A 16,091-nucleotide genomic window follows, 5' to 3' on the forward strand; every position below is an offset into this window, starting at 1 on the left:
CTTGCCCCCGCCCGACTATTGAACGGTATCAGTGAGCCGGCGCAGCCGACCGGGCGGGGGCGGGCCCCGCCCCAACAGCCCAAAATTTCTAGCTTTGCCAGCCCATCCATTCCCCATCCCACCCCGCTCATGCCCTTTACCATTGGCCTCATCCGCGAAGGCAAAACGCCGCCCGACAAGCGCGTGCCCCTCACCCCGAAAAAATGCGTCGAAGCCCAGGCCACCTTCCCTGGCCTGCGCGTGGTGGCGCAAAGCAGCCCCATCCGCAGCTACGCCGACCAGGAATACCGCGACCTTGGCATTGAGGTGCGCGACGACGTGAGCGAATGCGATGTGCTAATGGGCGTGAAAGAGGTACCCGTGGACCAGCTCATTCCCAACAAAACGTACCTCTTTTTCTCGCACACCGTGAAGAAGCAGCCCGCCAACCGGAAGCTGCTGCAGGCCGTGCTGAAAAAGAACATCACCCTCATCGACTACGAGTTGCTGACCAACGCGCGCGGCGAGCGTATTGTGGCCTTCGGGCGCTACGCCGGCATCGTGGGGGCCTACAACGGCCTGCTGACTTACGGGCGCAAGCACGGCCTCTACGACCTGAAGCCGGCCTACCAGTGCGTGGACATGGACGACATGCAGGAGGAGTTTTTCAAGGTGAAGAAGCTGCCGCCCATCAAGATGGCCGTGACGGGCTCGGGCCGCGTGGCGCAGGGCGCCCTGGAGGTGCTCAACCGCATGGGCATCAGGCGGGTGAGTGTATACGACTACCTCTACCACGATTTTACCGAGCCGGTGTATACCCAGCTGGGCAGCTCCGACTACAATCGCCGCCGCGACGGCCGCGTGTGGGATACCCCCGATTTCCACCAAAACCCGCAGGAGTACGAGTCTGCTTTTAACTTATTTGTGCCCGTCACCGACTTGCTCATTGCCTGCGCCTACTGGCACCCGGCGGCGCCCCGGCTGTTCGAAGAAGCCGACACCCGGATGCCGGGTTTCCGCATCAACACCATTGCCGACGTGACCTGCGACGTGAACGGCTCCATTCCGACCACCAAGCGCAGCAGCACCATCACCGACCCGGCTTTCGACTATAATCCCGCCACCGGCGAACTGGAGCCCGCCTACTCCCGGCCCGAAAACATCACGATTATGGCCGTAGATAACCTGCCCTGCGAACTGCCCCGCAACGCCAGCCGCGACTTTGGCCGCCAGCTCATCGACAACGTGCTTCCGCACTTGGTGGGCGATGATGCCGAAGGCGTGATTGCGCGGGCCACCATTGCCAAAGGCGGCCAGCTCACGGAGCGCTACGCTTATTTAGCTGATTACGTAGCTGAAACTACGTTGGCGTGATGGCTGTAATGTTTGCCGGAACCGATGCACCGCTGGTTCTGACTAAACGCTAAGCCTGACCGATTACATGGAGGTGCTGGCCCGATAACGGCTTCTTACGGAACGAGCCACTTTTAAAGCCCGCGCAAAATGGGGTATTTGGCCTGCACCAGGGAGTAAAGGCCGTAGGCCACGAAGCCTAGTGCCACCACCCCCAGCGCCAGCGGCCCCATGGCGGCCAGCAGGTCGAAGGCCTCGTCGGTGCTGCCCACGGCGCCGGCCCGCGACTGCCGCCCGGCCTGCACCACAAAGTAGCCGATGATGGCCACCACCGCGCCCCGGGCCGTGATGCCGATTTGGGCCGCGCGATACACCAGCCGCTGCTGCGCACTGGTGAGGCTGCTGCCGTCCACGTCGTTGCGCAACTGGCCCGAAAATGCCCGGTAGCCCTGGTACAGGCCCACCCCGATGATGACCACGCCCGCTAGCAGCACCAGCCAGTTGCCACCGGGCCAGGCCAGCACCTTGGCCGTCAGCGACTGCGAGGTGCTGCCGCCCTTGTCGGCGTAGCCTTGCAAAGCCAGGCGCCCGGCATATAGGGCCAGGCCACTGTAGAAAAGTCCGCTGCACACGTACCAGAGCCGCGTGCCCACCCCTTTGGCGTCCGAACCCTTGCCTTCGGTGTCGCGAATGGCCTGGGTGAAACGCCAGACGATGTAGCCCAGCAGCCCCACCGCAATGAGGCCCAGCAGCAGGCGGCCGCCCGGTACGGTCTGCAGATGCTGCACGGCTTCCTCTTTGTCAGCTTGTGCAGCCAGCCGCAGGCCGGTAGCTACCATGAGGGCCAGCGCGCCCATCAGCAAGTAAACCACCCCGATGGCGGCAAAGCCCAGGCGGGCCAGCAGGCGGATGCCGGCCGAAGGCGAGCCAGGAACGGCAGAAAGTAAGGTGTTGGCAACCGACATGGCACAGGCGGAAAGAGTGGGAAAAGGGCTTTCTAGACGTGCACCCGAATTACAAGGTTGGGTTACCAGGCCCTTTAGCAGCAAAAAAAGGCCCCTCCTGAAATCAGAAGGGGCCTTTCGTGACGAAGCAGCCGCGTGTGGAACTGGAAGGCGCGTTTACTTCATCGGGGAAATGCGGAAGGTTAGAAAGTGCGGTTGAACCAGGCCTTGATGTCGTCGACGGCGTGGCCGGTTTTCTCTTGCAAGCGGCCGAGCCACTCGTCCTGCTTGCCTTCTTCGTAGGTCAGGTCATCGTCGGTGAGGTTGCCCCACTTCTGTTTGGCCTGGCCTTTCACCTGGTCCCAGTTGCCGCGGGCGCGCCACTCGGTGCCAGTGGTCGAAGCCGTGGCATTGTCGGTTTTTTCGTTGAACCAGTTCTTGATGTTATCGATGGTTTCGCCGGTTTTCTGCTGCAGGCGGCCAAACCACTCGTCCTGGCGGCCTTCGTCGTAAGTCAGGTCGTCGTCGGTGAGGTTGCCCCATTTCTGCTTGGCCTGGCCCTTGATGTCGTTCCAGTTGCCGCGAGCCCGCAGCTCGGTGCTGTCGCCGATGTTATTGTTGTTGAGGTCCATGAGTGAAAGAGGTGGGAATGAAAAGGAAAAACGTCGTTTGGTGGCAGTTGTACGCCCGGTCCAATGGCTGAGTTTATAGCCGCTTCACGAATGCCCGAATTTTGCACCTCTGTTCTGCTTTCCAACCTGTGAGCATGAAGCAAAAAAGCCCCGCCGTGTGCACGGCGGGGCTTTCTCAAGCGAGGCGAACCAGCTTATTTCTGCGGGGTAGCAGGCGTTTCTTCTACCACGCCGTTGGCGGGCTTATTGCGCACCACGGCGGTGTCGCCGGGTTCGCGGGCCATGTCGGCTTTGGCGCTGTCCACAGCATCGCCCACAGCGTCGCCGGCGTTAGAGGCGGTGTTTTCGGTGGTGGTGGCAGCCTCATCGGCTTTTTTCTCGGAGCACGAAGCGAAGGTGAAGGTGCCCAGGGCAGCCACCAGCATCAAGGTTTTGAAGGAGGTCTTCATGAGATGATAAGGAAAGGAATGATTGAAAAATCTGCCTTTAATAAAGCCCCAGGTAAAAGGTAACCCGATAAATTTATAAGGCTGAGCTTGATAGAAGGCCGTAAATAAAAATGGTTACGGCGCTAACGCCGTCACACAGAGTGCCCCGACCAGTTTGTACAGCAGCGGTAAATAATGGCTGGCGGCAGGCAAGATATTTCGCTCTGCCCGGTACGACGTTCAGTTTCAGGCACGAATCAGCGGTTCAACGCGGCCCATCCCACAACGTCCCGCCGCGCCGTAATTTGGCCCCATGGACGACCTGCGCACCACACTGCTGACCCTGGCCCCCGACGAGCGCCGCGACTTCGGCGTATTCATTCAGCGGCAGCGCCGCAAGGCCGCCGGCCGGCAAGACTCACGCCTCTACGAGCTGCTGGTGCAAGCCAAGGAGCTGAAAAAGGACAAGCTCATTGCCAAGCTCTACCCCGACGAGCCCAACCCCGTGGCCTACTACGCGCTGCGCAAGCGCCTGCTGCGCCACCTCACCGACTTCCTGCTGCTGCGCCAGCGCCAGCTCGACACCACGGCTGCCGCCTCGGTGCGCGGGCAGCTCACCCTGGCCCAGTACCTGTTCGAAACCGGCATTCCGCGTCTGGCCTGGAGCACGCTGCGCAAGGCCGAAAAGCTGGCCCGCGAAAGCGAGCAATACGAGCCCCTGAACGCGGTGTACAACCTTCAGATTCAATACGCGGGCACGCCCCACGCCGTGCCGCTCGATGAAATCCTGCCTCGCTACCGCGCCAACAAAAAGGCCGCCGATGAGGAGGAGCGCGCCAACATTGCCGACAGCCTGCTGCGCCAGCGCCTGCGCGAGTCGCGCGCCCGCGGCCGAGCCACCGTAGCCGTCGATGGCCTCGTGCAGCAGATTCTGGCCGAGTACGACTTGCAGGAGGCCTTTGCCCGCTCGCCCTCGCTGCTGAGTCGGCTCATGTCCATTGCCCGCAATGCCATGCTGGTGCGGCGCGACTTCACCTCGTTTGCGCCCTTCATTGAACGCTGCTACACCCTCATGGAGCGGCGCCACGGCTTTGCGCCGGCCCAGCGCGGGCACCAGCTGCGGCTGCTCTACATGCTAGCGCACGCCCTCTACCGCTCGCGCCGCTTCGAAGAATCGGTGGCGTACCTGGAAAAGGGGCAGGCCCTGATTGACGCCGGCCCGGCCCGGCAGTTTGGCGAGTTGGTGCCGCGCTTCACCTTCCTGCTGGCGGCCAACTACGCCTTCCTGCGTCGCAACGCCGAAAGCATTGCCCTGCTCGAAAACGCCCTGCACGGCCCCAAGCCTCTGGCGGCCGCCGACGACCTCACGGCCCGCTTCCAGCTCTCGTTTCACTATTTCGTCGAAGGAAAATTCGCCAAAGCCAACCAAAGCATGCTCAGCCTCAACCGCACCGACCACTGGCTGGAGCAGCACCTGGGCCTGGAATGGATGGTGAACCGCAACATCGGCGAGCTGCTGATTCAGTTTGAGCTGGGCAACCAGGAGCTGGCCCTCACCCGCCTGCGCGCCATCGAGCGCACCTTGCGCGAGCAGTTTCCGGCCACGCCGGCCGAGGGCGACACGCCTGCCGTGCCCGTGGGCGGACCCTACCAAGCCGTGCTACAATACTTGTCCTTGGTGCGCGAGGTAATTGAAGACCCCGCCATCGCACGCCGACCAGATTTCGGCAACCGCGTGTTCAATATGCCGAATTTCCTGTCCTCAGAGCGCGAAGACTTGCAGGTGCTCAGCTTCTACGCTTGGCTACGTGCCCGGACCTTGGGCCGGCCCTACTACGACGTGCTACTGGAACTGGCGTATGCGTAATAAAAAAGGCCCGTCTGCAATTGCAGGCGGGCCCTTTTTATAAAAAGTGGCGCAGGCTTACTTATTGGCGGCTTCCTTGGCGTTGGCTTTGGTCTGCTCAGCCGAGCGTTTGGCGGCGTCGCCCATGGCGCGCATTTTGGCGTCAATCTTGTCGCCAGCGGCGTCCATTTTGGCGCCGGCCTCATTCATTTTGGCATCGAGCTTTTCGCCGGCAGCGTCCATTTTCGCGCCCAGCTTGTCGGCAGCGGCCTCCATTTTAGCTTCGGCTTTGTCGGCAGCCGCATCGATTTTGGCACCGGCTTCGGTGGCCGAGCCGGCAGGGGCCGTGCTGTCGGTGGTCACGGTGGTCGTGGTGGTGCCGTCGGCGGCAGTCGAAGTCTCAGCAGTTTTGGTTTCGCAGGCGGTAGCGGCGAGGGCCACGGCGGCAGCTAGGAACAGCGGTTTCAGCGACATTTTCATTGGAAAACGGAATTGAAGTGAATGGATGAGCTTAATGAAATGTGCTGGCAAAAGGTAACCCGGCCATCGGCCTCAGCTCCGGGCGAGCGGACGAAGGGCCAAGCTAACTTTTTAGCCTCTGCGCTAGTATAGCCCCCTACGCATTCTTATTTCCCGCTTTCCTATGGACTCCACTGCCTCCACGCCGCAAACGCCCCCCACGCCCGAAGTGCCCCTGGCCGTGAGCGACCAGCAAAACACCGCGTTGCTCGACGACACCCTGACCTTTCTGACGGCCAGTACGCCCACCAACTCCGGCCCCCAGGGCCGCACCGAAGTAGAGCGCTGGGCCGCGGTGCTGGCCGCGTCGGACCGCTCCGGCCTAGCCAAAATCAAACAGGAGCTCAACCAGCTGAGCGAGTTGCTGGCCGACCCCAAAAGCCCGGCCCACGACATTGCCGAAATCCTGGCCAGCCTCGGCGCCGAAACGGCCAAGGTGGCCGAAGATGCCGGTGGCGACTACAGCGGCCCGCTCAACAACCTGAGCAAGCTGCTCATCAAGGCGGGCAACACGCTGTCGCGCTAAGCCGCGCCTCGTAACCATTGTAGCGCGAACTTTGTAGTTCGCGTCCCCGCGCCTCCCGGATTTTCCGGCCGGCCGCGTGGCGACGCGAAGTACCAAGTTCGCGCTACTGTTTTATGCCCCAGCTTACCCCCGCCGACCTGCTGCCCTACGACCCCTTCGACGGCATGCGCTTCGGCCCCGAAATCTGCTTTCTCAGCGGCCAGCCCGTCGGCCCTGCCGACACTGTGCCCGTCTTCGCCGAGTGGCTGCAAGCCCGGTACAACCTGGCCGAGCGCCCCATTCAACTGCTCGACCAGCGCACCGTTCTCATCAGAGACCTGCGCCTACCCGCCAGCCCTGCCGCCCGCCAGCGCATCGCAGAGCTGGAGAGTAGGGTAGAGGCAGCCAGCCTGGAAGGCCCTGCCGCCCTGCGCGCCCTCGGCGACGACACGCTGTTCCTGTGGATGGGTAAAATGTTCTACGGCATCTTCATCACCGAGCTGCTGAATGAGTTTGAACCACTGATAAAGCCTAAGTACCCGCTGGCCGAAAATGCCGCGTTGGTGCGTCGCTTCCAAGCCTTTTTCCAGCTGCTGCAGGGCCTGCGCGTGCCCACGGAGTATGCCGATTTTGTGCCCGGCTCCATTTTCGTGCTCGAAGCCGACCCCACTGAGGACGTGACGCCCTTCGAGTACGACGACGACCTGAATACGCTCGTGTTCAGCATCAAGCTCGATAAAGCCGTGCTGGTGGCTTGTTTGGTTGATGTCGGGCTGATTGGCCAAGCCATGGGCAAGGTTTACGCCGACGCTCAGCGGCCCCTGCACCCGGTACAGATTGCCGAGTTCAAGGCCCGCGTGTACTATGCGGCGCACCTGCTGCACGTCGTGCCCGACATCTACCCCCGCCACCCGCGCCCCGGCGACACCCAACTCGTTTTCGATGCCCTCATCGATGACGTGACCGGCGCCATATTCAACCCTTGGGAAAACAGCGCCTACACCCAAACCCTGGCCGAAATGTGGCTCCGCTGGAACATCACCCTCGCCGACGTAGTAGCCAAACCCGCCGAGCCGATGACGCTGCTGTACAACGCCGACGGTACGCCGCGCGAGCTGAAGCATTGGCCCGAATCTGTTCAATAAAGAGATAGAACGGCCATGCTTGCGCTGCCTTCCTGCCTCCGCACCGCGCTGATTCTGCTACTGCTCCTGCCGCTCAACGGCTGCATCCGGCTGCTGCTCAAGCCGGGCCGGGATTTTGAGAAATACACGCCCCCGCCGGCGCCCGACTACGCCCAGGCCAGCAGCTGGGCCGCCCTGCCCACTCGGCGTGACTCGGCCGACGCCGTGCCGCGCCATTCCACCCTGCGCGACGGGCAGGCCACAGCCGCCGTGGATGTATTCTTTGTGCATCCTACCACCTACTACTCGCCCCGCCACTGGAACGGCGACGTGCGCAAAAAGTGGCTGAACAAGTACACCGACCGCACCACCATCAAGCAGCAGGCCAGCGTGTTCAACGCCACTGGCCGTATTTATGCCCCGCGCTACCGCCAAGCCACGCTTTTCTCCTTCCTCGACAAAGAGCCCAACGGCCAAAAAGCCCTGGAACTGGCTTATTCCGACGTGCGAGCCGCTTTCCAGTACTACCTCGCGCACTACAACCAGGGGCGCCCGTTCATCATCGCCAGCCACAGCCAGGGCACCGACCACGCTACGCGCCTTCTCCACGAATTCTTCGACAAAGCCACCCCGCTGCGCGGCCAGCTCGTGGCCGCCTACCTTATCGGCTTCCAGGTGAAGCCCAATGAATTCCTCGCCATCAAGCCCTGCCCCGATTCACTGGCTACCGACTGCTACATCGCCTACAACACCTCCGATGCCGGCCACGAATCCACCATGTTCCAGCCCAGCATCGCCGTCAACCCCCTCACCTGGACGCTCGATTCCACTTTGGCGCCCGCCAGCCTCAACCGCGGCGCGGTTAGCATTCGCTTCAAGCACGTCCACCCGCACTTCACCGATGCCCAGATTCACCACGGCCAACTCTGGGTGCACGCGCCGCGCTTCAAAGGCTTCCCTCATTTCCCGCCCTCCGGCAAGAAGAAGCTGCGTTACTCCCGCCACATCGCCGACTACGCGCTGTTTTACATGAACATCCGCGAGAATGTCAAGGCGCGGGTGCGGGCGTGGCAGCGACAGCACAAGTAAGGCATATCGCCTACATTATGCAGATTAGGTGGTATTTATGTATTATTGACTTAGCGAATTAAACAATCAGAAATAGTCTGTAATCACAGCACTAATGACTACTGCAAAATTGATATGCTTATTGCTGGTTGCGTTAGTTGTGAGCGTATCAGCCAAAGCCCAAACGGTGGTATTATACCCGAAGCTGAGCAAGACCTTGGACAGCTTAAGGAATGTGGACCAATGGCCCATGCAACGCATCACGAGGCAAGAGCCCGACAGCGTTGGACGCAATCTGGAACAGGTTGAGAAAGACAACTATGCGCGGCATCAGCCTGTCCTGGAAAAGATTGTGCGTCAATTTGGCTTTCCCGGATTCCGCGAAGTAGGCAAAACCAGCTCTTATAACTTTTGGCTGCTCGTGCAGCACGCCGACGCCCACGTCGATTTTCAACGGAAAGTTCTTAAGCTGATGCGACGCGAAGTGGAACGGCACAATGCCGACCCGGTTAATTACGCGTACCTGGTCGACCGCCTGGCAATCAATACGGGTCAACTCGAAGAATACGGAACCCAGGTGAAATACACCGGAAATGTAGGTGATGATTACAGTAAGGTTGTCGCTATTCCTGTATCGTTGCGCGACCCCAAGAACGTAGATAAACGCCGCGCTGCGATTGGCATGGGACCGCTGCAAGATTATCTAAACGGTATGGCCGATATGACCCGCCAAATGAATAAACCTAAACCGAAAGGACAATAAAAAAAGCCGCTGGCATTGCGCCAGCGGCTTTTTTTTCAGCAATTGCAAGCGGCAATTAAGCGCCGATAGCCACGCGCTTGAAGTCCGTCACGGTCATGCCTTTCGACTTGCTGTCGAGCAGCTGGGCGATGGTCATCGAACCGTCTTTCACGAACTCCTGGTTCAGCAGGGTCTGCTCTTTGTAGAACTTGTTCAGCTTGCCTTGGGCAATTTTCTCCAGCATAGCTTCGGGCTTGCCTTCGGCACGCGCCTGCTCTTTGCCGATTTCGATTTCGCGCTCCACCGTAGCCGAGTCCACACCGTCTTTGTCAACGGCAACGGGCTTCATGGCCACGATTTGCATAGCCACGTCGCGGCCCACGGCAGCAGCGTCGGCCGAACCCACATTTTTCAGGGCTACAAGTACGCCTTTTTTGCTGTCGGAGTGGATGTACGAAGCCACTTTCTCGCCGCTCAGCGTCACGTAGGTCAGGTCCAGCTTCTCGCCGATTTTGCCGGTCAGGTCGGTGATGTGCTCCTGAATGGTCAGGCCATCGTCCTCTTTCACGGCCAGCAGCTCCTCTTTGGTAGCAGCGTTGGTGCGCACAGCGGCATCCAGGATGCGCTGCACCAGCTCGCGGAAGTTAGCCACTTTGGCCACCGACTCAGTTTCGCAGGCCAGAGCCACCAGCTTGCCGTTGGTGCCGTCCTCGCTCACGCTCACAGCCACGAAGCCTTCCGAGGTTTCGTTCTCGGCGCGCTTGTCAGCGATTTTCTGACCAGCCTTGCGCAGAATGTCGCGCGCAGCTTCGAAGTCGCCATCGGCTTCGGTCAGGGCTTTTTTGCAATCCATCATGCCGGCACCGGTCATGGTGCGGAGCTTGTTTACGTCTGCGGCGGTAATAGCGGCCATTAGATTTTGTTTGGTTGGGTTAGAATTCAGGGAAAAGAAAAAGGGAACCTCCGGAGCCTAGACTACTCGAAGGTTCCCTTCTTTCAAAGAGCTAAGAAGAGACTATTCTTCGTCAGCAGCCGTTTTCTCGGCAATGGCGGCCTCATCGGCTTCCTTGCGGTCGGCATCTTCTTTGTCAACTTTGCGCTCCGACAGGCCTTCTTCGATGGCCTTGCCAATCACGCCAACAATCAGTTGGATAGACTTCGAGGCGTCGTCGTTGGCAGGAATCGGGAACTGCACCAGCTCGGGGTTCGAGTTCGTGTCGCAGATGGCGAAAACCGGGATGCCCAGTTTCTGCGCCTCTTTCACGGCAATGTGCTCGCGCTTCACGTCCACTACGAACAAGGCGGCGGGCAGACGGCCGAGGTCGGAGATACCACCCAGCACACGGCCGAGTTTCTCACGCTCACGCGACATCATCAGCTTCTCGCGCTTAGCCAGTGCGGCGTAGGCAGTGTTTTCTTTCACCATCTTGTCGATGGTGGCCATCTTCTTCAGGCTCTTGCGAACCGTGGCGAAGTTGGTGAGCATGCCGCCCAACCACCGGTCGGTCACGAAGGGCATTTTCAAACGCTCGGCTTCCGTCGTAACGATTTCCTGCGCCTGCTTTTTCGTGGCTACGAACATGATTTTGCGGCCGCTCTTCGCGATGTTGCGAATAGCCTGGGCTGCGTAGTCAAGCGAAACCAGCGTCTTGTTGAGGTCAATGATGTGGATGCCGTTCTTCTCCATGAAGATGTACGGCGCCATTTTGGGGTCCCACTTGCGGGTGAGGTGACCAAAGTGGGCACCTGCGTCGAGCAGGTCCTTATAGGTAGTCTGGGCCATGATAAATTTCCTCCTGGATTAGCGTTTCGAGAACTGGAACGAACGACGAGCCTTGCGCTTGCCGAATTTCTTGCGTTCCACCATGCGCGGGTCGCGGGTCAGGAAGCCTTCCTTCTTCAGAGCGGGGCGGCTTTCTTCGTTGTCGCTCACCAGAGCCTTGGTGATGGCCAGACGAATTGCCTCGGCCTGAGCCGAAATGCCGCCGCCGCGCACGTTCACCTTGATGTCGTACTGGCCGACTTGCTCGAGGATTGCCAGGGGTTGGTTCACGACGTTCTCCAGCAGTTCGTTGCTGAAGTACGACTTCATGTCCCGGTCATTGATAGTGATATTCCCTTGCCCGGCCTGCATGTAGATGCGGGCCACCGAGGTTTTTCTTCTACCAGAGGTGTTGGTAATTGCCATTTAGTGGAAAAATAAAAGGGTAAGTCGGCGTTGACTTACAGGTTTTTCAGTTCGTAGTTCACGGGCTGCTGGGCCTCGTGGGGGTGCTCGGTGCCGGCGTACACGTACAGGTTGCGGTACTGGGCGGCGCCGAGGCGGTTGTCTTGCAGCATGCCTTTCACAGCGTGCTCAATCACGCGACGCGAATCACGCTCCATCTGCTCGCGCACCGTGCGACGCTTCTGGCCGCCGGGGTAGCCCGAGTGGGTGATGTAGACCTTCTCGGTCATTTTCTTGCCCGTCACGCGCAGCTTGTCGGCGTTCACAACAATCACGTTGTCGCCGCAGTCGGAGTTGGGGGTGAAGGAAGGCTTGTGCTTGCCACGCAGGATGTTGGCAATTTGGCTGGCAACGCGGCCCAGCGGGGCCACGCTGGCGTCTACGATAACCCAGCTCTTCTGGGCGTTGGCCTTATTGACGTGGGTCGTCTTGAAGCTCAGGTGGTCCATGAGTCGAAAAAAAGGTATGCTAAACTATTGAATAAGAGTACGGAGCCGAATAGGCTTCGGGAAAAACGGACACAAAGGTACTGATTTGTCGTGGAATAGCCAAACGTGGCGCCGTAGTTTTTCCCGAATGCGGTTTGAATCAAGCCAAACGTCTGTTCCCACAAATGGCAATGCTTAGCGCTTGGGCGTACTTTTGAAGCTTAATGTTGCTTATGAATCCTACGGCTGCCCTTTCTGATACACGTGTTTCCGACCGCCGCGCTCAGCTGCTGCTAGCCGGTTGTTTCCTGATTTCGGTGGTCATGGCCTTCATCACCAAAGGCACCTACGATTCGGGCGACAGCGTGAAGCATTACCTGTTTGCGCACTACGCTTTTCAAAACCCACTGAATTATTTCGATTCGTGGGCCAAGCCCTTGTTTACGCTGCTGGCATCGGGGCCGGCACAAGCAGGTTTCATTGGCATGAAGCTGTTTCAGTGCACCGTGGTAGCCACGTCGGCGTGGTGCGCCTACGTCATTGCGCGGGCCTTGCGCCTGCCCATGCCGGAGCTGGCGGTGCTGTTCTGCTACACCGCGCCCGATTACTTTATCATTCAATATTCCGGCCTCACGGAACCGCTGTTTGGGCTGGTGCTGGTGGCCTCGGTGGCGCTGGCCATGACGGGGCGGCCGGGCTGGTCGGCCGCGCTGATTTCCTTTTTGCCCTTTGTGCGCTCCGAGGGCTTTATTCTAATTGGCATCTGGGTGGTGTACTTGGCCTGGAAGCGGCAGTGGCGCTTTTTGCCGCTCGTGGTGCTGGGCTACGTGTTGTTCACTATTGCGGGTGCCATCGTGCTGGGCGAGCCGGGCTGGGTGTTTGGGCGCAATCCGTACGCCACCATCTCGGTGTATGGGCACGGCGACTGGCCGCATTTCGTGAAGAGCTTGCCGGGGCTGCTGGGCTGGGTGTTATCGGTGCTGGTGGCGGTAGGTGGTCTGCGCATGCTCCGCGACTGCCTCCGGCCCGAGCGGCGCCAAGAACCATTGTTCAGCGCCGAACTGCTGCTGGTGTACGGCAGCATCACGGTGTTCATTGCGGCCCACACCATATTCTGGGCCAAGGGCTTGTTCAATTCCTTCGGCCTGACGCGGGTGCTGGACGTGACCACGCCGCTGTTTGCCGTGGTGGCGCTCAATGGCTTGGCCGCACTGGCCCTGCTGGGCCGCAGTCCGCAGGCCCAGCGGCGCATTCAACTTGGTTTCGCGGTGGCGGCCGTGCTGTTTCTCTTCTCGGGGGCTCGCAACGCCCTCCGCTGGCAGCGCGACTTCACCCTGCCCCCCGACCAATTGGTGGTGGAGCAGGCCGCTGCCTGGCTGCGCCAAACCGACGACCTGGCGTGGCGGCCAATGGCCTACGAGTTTCCTTACGTAGCTGTGGCCACGGGCAACAATCCCTTTTCTCCGCAAATGCATCCCGGCCTGGGTTTGAACCAAAACGGCCAGCTGGAATCGTTGCCCGTGGGCGCGCTGCTGATATGGGACGACTGGTACGCACCCACCGAGGCCCACGTGAAGTTGAATAACATGCGTACTGATGCGCGCTACCGCGAGCGGTGGCAAACGGCCCTGCCCCGCCACCCCGAACGGCCGGAGCGCGACACCACGCGCATCATCATATTTGAACGGGTGCGGTAAGCACGGTAGCGGTTTTGCCTGAACATCTATACCCATGCCCGGAAATCTGCGGGAAGGGCCTTTGCCTACAGGTCATCTACCGATAAGATGCCGTCGTAATCTTCACTAAAAACGTACTGGCCCGCTTCTAGCGCCTGCACATAGTCGGTTATCCATTCTGTGAAAGAGCTGGCGAGCAGGGTGCGCTCGGCATCGTCGTGCCACATGCGGATAACCTGCCCATAGGTGCCGCCATCGGCCGGTGCCAGGTCGAGGCAGCAGTGATTCCCGGCGCCGTCGTACGTGAGGGGTAGCCACCGCGGATTCCACCAATCGGCTCGAATGCCACGGGCTGGTGTAGAACTGGCCCCTTCAAAATCGCCGCCGGCTAATAAGTCATTCCAGACCGTCCACTCCTCCAACATGCGGGGCACCGATAGCAACTCCTCCGCATTGATAAGCCCACCGCTCTGGCTCTGTTGCCCGTTGTGAATTCGGTAAAAGGCCAAAAAGTCATCGGGCAACGCGGCATCCAGCGTTTGGGCCAGTTTCTCTAATGCCGTTTCGGATGCGCCCAGGCTCAAGTTTTCCAACAGCTGAGGCGCATGAGCTTGCAGCCAGTTTTCGAAGCGCGCCCATACTTCCTGCATCGCATTTGTCATAGCCGACTAGCGGTTTTGGCCCAGCACTTCTACCAGCACACGGAAATCTTTGGGGTAAGGCGCCTCCACTGCAATTTCCTCACCATCCAGGCCCGTGAATTGCAGCTTGAGGGCGTGCAGGGCGAAGCGCTTGATGAAGGGCTGCTCTTCCTCGCCTTCCTTCATGTTAAATTTTTTCTTCAGCGACGACAGGTAGAAATCTTCGCCGCCGTAGTCCTTATCGCCCACAATAGGCGCCTGCAAATACATGAGGTGCAGGCGAATCTGGTGCATGCGGCCCGTCACGGGCTCGGCCAGCACGAGGGCGTGGCGGGCGTAGGTGTCGAGGGTGGTGAAGTGGGTTTCGGCGGGCTTGCCCTTGTAGGCGAGGCGGGCCTTGCCGCGGCTGGTGGTTTCGATGTTGCGCTCCACCACTTCGTCCTGTAGCTGCGGGGTGCCCCACACCACGGCGTGGTATTGCTTTTTCACCTCGCGGTTTTCGAACTGCATGGCGAGGTGGCGGTAGGCTGCCGGGTTTTTGGCGAAAGCCAGCGCGCCGCTGGTTTCGCGGTCGAGGCGGTGAGCGGCCTGAATGTCATCATGGTGCTGCCGGGCCAGGCGCAGCATGTTGGGCGCGCCGCCCACCCGCTCGTCGAGCGTGGCCAGAAACGGCGGCTTGTTGACAACGAGGTAGTCGTCGTTTTCGAAAAGTACGAGGTCGGAGAAATTCGGGAGCTTCATAGGAAGCTGCAAAGGTACGGCTGCGCTCAGCAGGACGTACTTGCTTTGGTTCTACAAACTAGCTGCCCACCAGGCCACTTTTCGGCTTGCTCAACTTAAACTCCAGCGTGGTGCCTTCGCCCACGGTGCTTTTTACCTTGATGGTGGACTTGTGCGCTTCCACAATGTGCTTGCTGATGGCCAGGCCCAGCCCCGAGCCGCCCGACTCGCGCGAGCGACTTTTGTCGATGCGGTAGAAGCGTTCGAAAATGCGATTTTGGTGCTCGGGAGCAATGCCGCTGCCGTCGTCGCGCACGGCAATGCGCACGCTGCGGCTGCCTTCTATCAGGGCCACCACCACGCGGCCGTGGTCGCGGCCGTATTTGATAGCATTGTCAATCAGATTGATGAGAACCTGGCGGATGCGGTTGCGGTCGGCTATCACCAGCAGGCCAGACTCGGGCAGGCTGGGCGGAAACAGCTCGACGGTGGTGCCGCGTCGGGCGGCCTGTTGCTCCAGCAGCTCGAATATCTCGCGCACCAGTACGATGAGGTCGAAGCGCTGGCGGCGCATGCGGACCACGCCTTTTTCGAGCTGTGCGATGGTGACTAGGTCCTGCACCAGCGCGTTGAGGGTGTCGAGGCTGGCGGCAGCTTTGCTCAGAAATTTGCGGCGGGTGGCCAGGTCGATGTCGTCGTCTTCGTCGTCTAAGATGGTATGCACGAAGCCCTGCGCCGCAAACAGGGGCGTTTTCAGCTCGTGCGACACGTCGGCCAGAAAGTCGCGGCGCAGGGCCTGCAGGCGCACCAGCTCGTCGAGCTCCTGCTGGCGGCGCTCGGCCATCTGCAGAATCTCATCTCGCACGCGTTTCACCGGTTCCGGCCGGAACAGGAACTTGGCACTCAGCTTTTTGAACTCCTTGCGCTTGATGTGCTCCAGGCCCGCGTAGATACCGTTGATTTCGCGAAAAATCAGGGCTTCGAACGACAGATACAGTAGTAGAAAGCACGCCGCCACCGTGACGCCCGCCGCCAGAAAGGCCTCCCGGAATGGCAGTGTGGGGCCAATGCGGGCATAAGTAGTGAGCACGCCGGCCACCAGCAGCGCAATGAGAATGGCGATGGTGCGGGAGGAGAGGTTCATAAGACGGGGCTATAAGGATAAAAATAAGTCATCCTGAGCGTAGCGAAGGACCTTATCACGTTCAAAGATGCTGACGTGGTAAGGTCCTTCGCTGCGCTCAGGATGACAGGCAAGG

Annotated in this window: 18 protein-coding genes; 7 read left to right on the forward strand and 11 right to left on the reverse strand. The window is 60.1% G+C overall.

Translation table 11 applies throughout. From position 1 onward, the window contains the following. Positions 1-129 precede the first annotated feature (129 nt). Positions 130-1,353, forward strand: a complete 1,224-nt coding sequence (locus I2I01_RS06780) for an NAD(P)-dependent oxidoreductase (RefSeq protein WP_196285706.1) — start codon at positions 130-132, stop codon at positions 1,351-1,353. Positions 1,354-1,466: 113 nt separating this feature from the next. On the opposite strand, the gene I2I01_RS06785 is transcribed toward I2I01_RS06780, so the two are convergent. The 3 genes from I2I01_RS06785 to I2I01_RS06800 form a co-directional block, all read right to left on the reverse strand. Beyond that, entirely contained in the window at positions 1,467-2,297 is an 831-nt protein-coding gene (locus I2I01_RS06785; RefSeq protein WP_196285707.1) for a DUF1206 domain-containing protein, read from the reverse strand. 182 nt (positions 2,298-2,479) lie between these two features. Then, positions 2,480-2,908, reverse strand: coding sequence for a CsbD family protein (locus I2I01_RS23530; RefSeq protein WP_317196868.1), 429 nt, complete (start codon positions 2,906-2,908; stop codon positions 2,480-2,482). A 194-nt stretch (positions 2,909-3,102) separates the two neighbouring features. Beyond that, on the reverse strand, positions 3,103-3,357 hold the full coding sequence (locus tag I2I01_RS06800) for a hypothetical protein (RefSeq protein ID WP_196285708.1): 255 nt from the start codon (positions 3,355-3,357) through the stop codon (positions 3,103-3,105). Between the two features lie 292 nt (positions 3,358-3,649). Here I2I01_RS06800 and I2I01_RS06805 point away from each other — a divergent pair, with 292 nt between their 5' ends. After that, on the forward strand, positions 3,650-5,203 hold the full coding sequence (locus tag I2I01_RS06805; RefSeq protein ID WP_196285709.1) for a tetratricopeptide repeat protein: 1,554 nt from the start codon (positions 3,650-3,652) through the stop codon (positions 5,201-5,203). Positions 5,204-5,260: 57 nt separating this feature from the next. Here the strand turns inward: I2I01_RS06805 and I2I01_RS06810 are convergent, their stop codons facing one another. Further along, positions 5,261-5,662, reverse strand: a complete 402-nt coding sequence (locus I2I01_RS06810; RefSeq protein ID WP_196285710.1) for a hypothetical protein — start codon at positions 5,660-5,662, stop codon at positions 5,261-5,263. A 163-nt stretch (positions 5,663-5,825) separates the two neighbouring features. Between I2I01_RS06810 and I2I01_RS06815 the strand changes: the two genes are divergently transcribed. The 4 genes from I2I01_RS06815 to I2I01_RS06830 all read left to right on the forward strand — a co-directional run bounded on the left by I2I01_RS06815 (position 5,826) and on the right by I2I01_RS06830 (position 9,161). Continuing rightward, positions 5,826-6,227: a hypothetical protein gene (locus I2I01_RS06815; protein ID WP_196285711.1), complete on the forward strand. Its 402-nt coding sequence runs from the start codon at positions 5,826-5,828 to the stop codon at positions 6,225-6,227. A 113-nt stretch (positions 6,228-6,340) separates the two neighbouring features. Continuing rightward, positions 6,341-7,351 (forward strand): hypothetical protein, encoded by a 1,011-nt coding sequence (locus tag I2I01_RS06820; RefSeq protein ID WP_196285712.1) that lies wholly within the window; start codon positions 6,341-6,343, stop codon positions 7,349-7,351. Positions 7,352-7,366: 15 nt separating this feature from the next. Next, positions 7,367-8,419, forward strand: a complete 1,053-nt coding sequence (locus I2I01_RS06825) for a DUF3089 domain-containing protein (RefSeq protein WP_196285713.1) — start codon at positions 7,367-7,369, stop codon at positions 8,417-8,419. 94 nt (positions 8,420-8,513) lie between these two features. Then, positions 8,514-9,161 carry a DUF6624 domain-containing protein gene (locus tag I2I01_RS06830; protein WP_196285714.1) on the forward strand — a complete coding sequence of 216 codons (648 nt, stop codon included), beginning with the start codon at positions 8,514-8,516 and terminating at the stop codon, positions 9,159-9,161. Positions 9,162-9,216: 55 nt separating this feature from the next. On the opposite strand, the gene tsf is transcribed toward I2I01_RS06830, so the two are convergent. From tsf to rplM, 4 genes are all read right to left on the reverse strand, one after another. Beyond that, positions 9,217-10,053 carry a translation elongation factor Ts gene (tsf, locus tag I2I01_RS06835; protein ID WP_196285715.1) on the reverse strand — a complete coding sequence of 279 codons (837 nt, stop codon included), beginning with the start codon at positions 10,051-10,053 and terminating at the stop codon, positions 9,217-9,219. Between the two features lie 102 nt (positions 10,054-10,155). Next, positions 10,156-10,923 carry a 30S ribosomal protein S2 gene (rpsB, locus tag I2I01_RS06840; RefSeq protein ID WP_196285716.1) on the reverse strand — a complete coding sequence of 256 codons (768 nt, stop codon included), beginning with the start codon at positions 10,921-10,923 and terminating at the stop codon, positions 10,156-10,158. A gap of 18 nt (positions 10,924-10,941) precedes the next feature. After that, entirely contained in the window at positions 10,942-11,328 is a 387-nt protein-coding gene (rpsI, locus tag I2I01_RS06845; protein WP_191003878.1) for a 30S ribosomal protein S9, read from the reverse strand. A gap of 35 nt (positions 11,329-11,363) precedes the next feature. Continuing rightward, complete coding sequence (gene rplM / locus I2I01_RS06850; protein ID WP_196285717.1) at positions 11,364-11,816, reverse strand: 50S ribosomal protein L13; 453 nt, start codon at positions 11,814-11,816, stop codon at positions 11,364-11,366. Positions 11,817-12,028: 212 nt separating this feature from the next. Here rplM and I2I01_RS06855 point away from each other — a divergent pair, with 212 nt between their 5' ends. Next, positions 12,029-13,492 (forward strand): hypothetical protein, encoded by a 1,464-nt coding sequence (locus tag I2I01_RS06855; RefSeq protein WP_196285718.1) that lies wholly within the window; start codon positions 12,029-12,031, stop codon positions 13,490-13,492. Between the two features lie 65 nt (positions 13,493-13,557). Here I2I01_RS06855 and I2I01_RS06860 read toward each other — a convergent pair whose 3' ends face one another. The 3 genes from I2I01_RS06860 to I2I01_RS06870 are packed head-to-tail and all read right to left on the reverse strand — an operon-like array spanning position 13,558 to position 15,976. Continuing rightward, entirely contained in the window at positions 13,558-14,133 is a 576-nt protein-coding gene (locus tag I2I01_RS06860) for an SMI1/KNR4 family protein (RefSeq protein WP_196285719.1), read from the reverse strand. A gap of 6 nt (positions 14,134-14,139) precedes the next feature. Continuing rightward, positions 14,140-14,853: an RluA family pseudouridine synthase gene (locus tag I2I01_RS06865; protein ID WP_196285720.1), complete on the reverse strand. Its 714-nt coding sequence runs from the start codon at positions 14,851-14,853 to the stop codon at positions 14,140-14,142. A 58-nt stretch (positions 14,854-14,911) separates the two neighbouring features. Next, positions 14,912-15,976: a sensor histidine kinase gene (locus tag I2I01_RS06870; RefSeq protein WP_196285721.1), complete on the reverse strand. Its 1,065-nt coding sequence runs from the start codon at positions 15,974-15,976 to the stop codon at positions 14,912-14,914. Positions 15,977-16,091 lie beyond the last annotated feature (115 nt).

This window comes from Hymenobacter properus (assembly GCF_015694735.1).
GTDB classification, from domain to species: domain Bacteria; phylum Bacteroidota; class Bacteroidia; order Cytophagales; family Hymenobacteraceae; genus Hymenobacter; species Hymenobacter properus.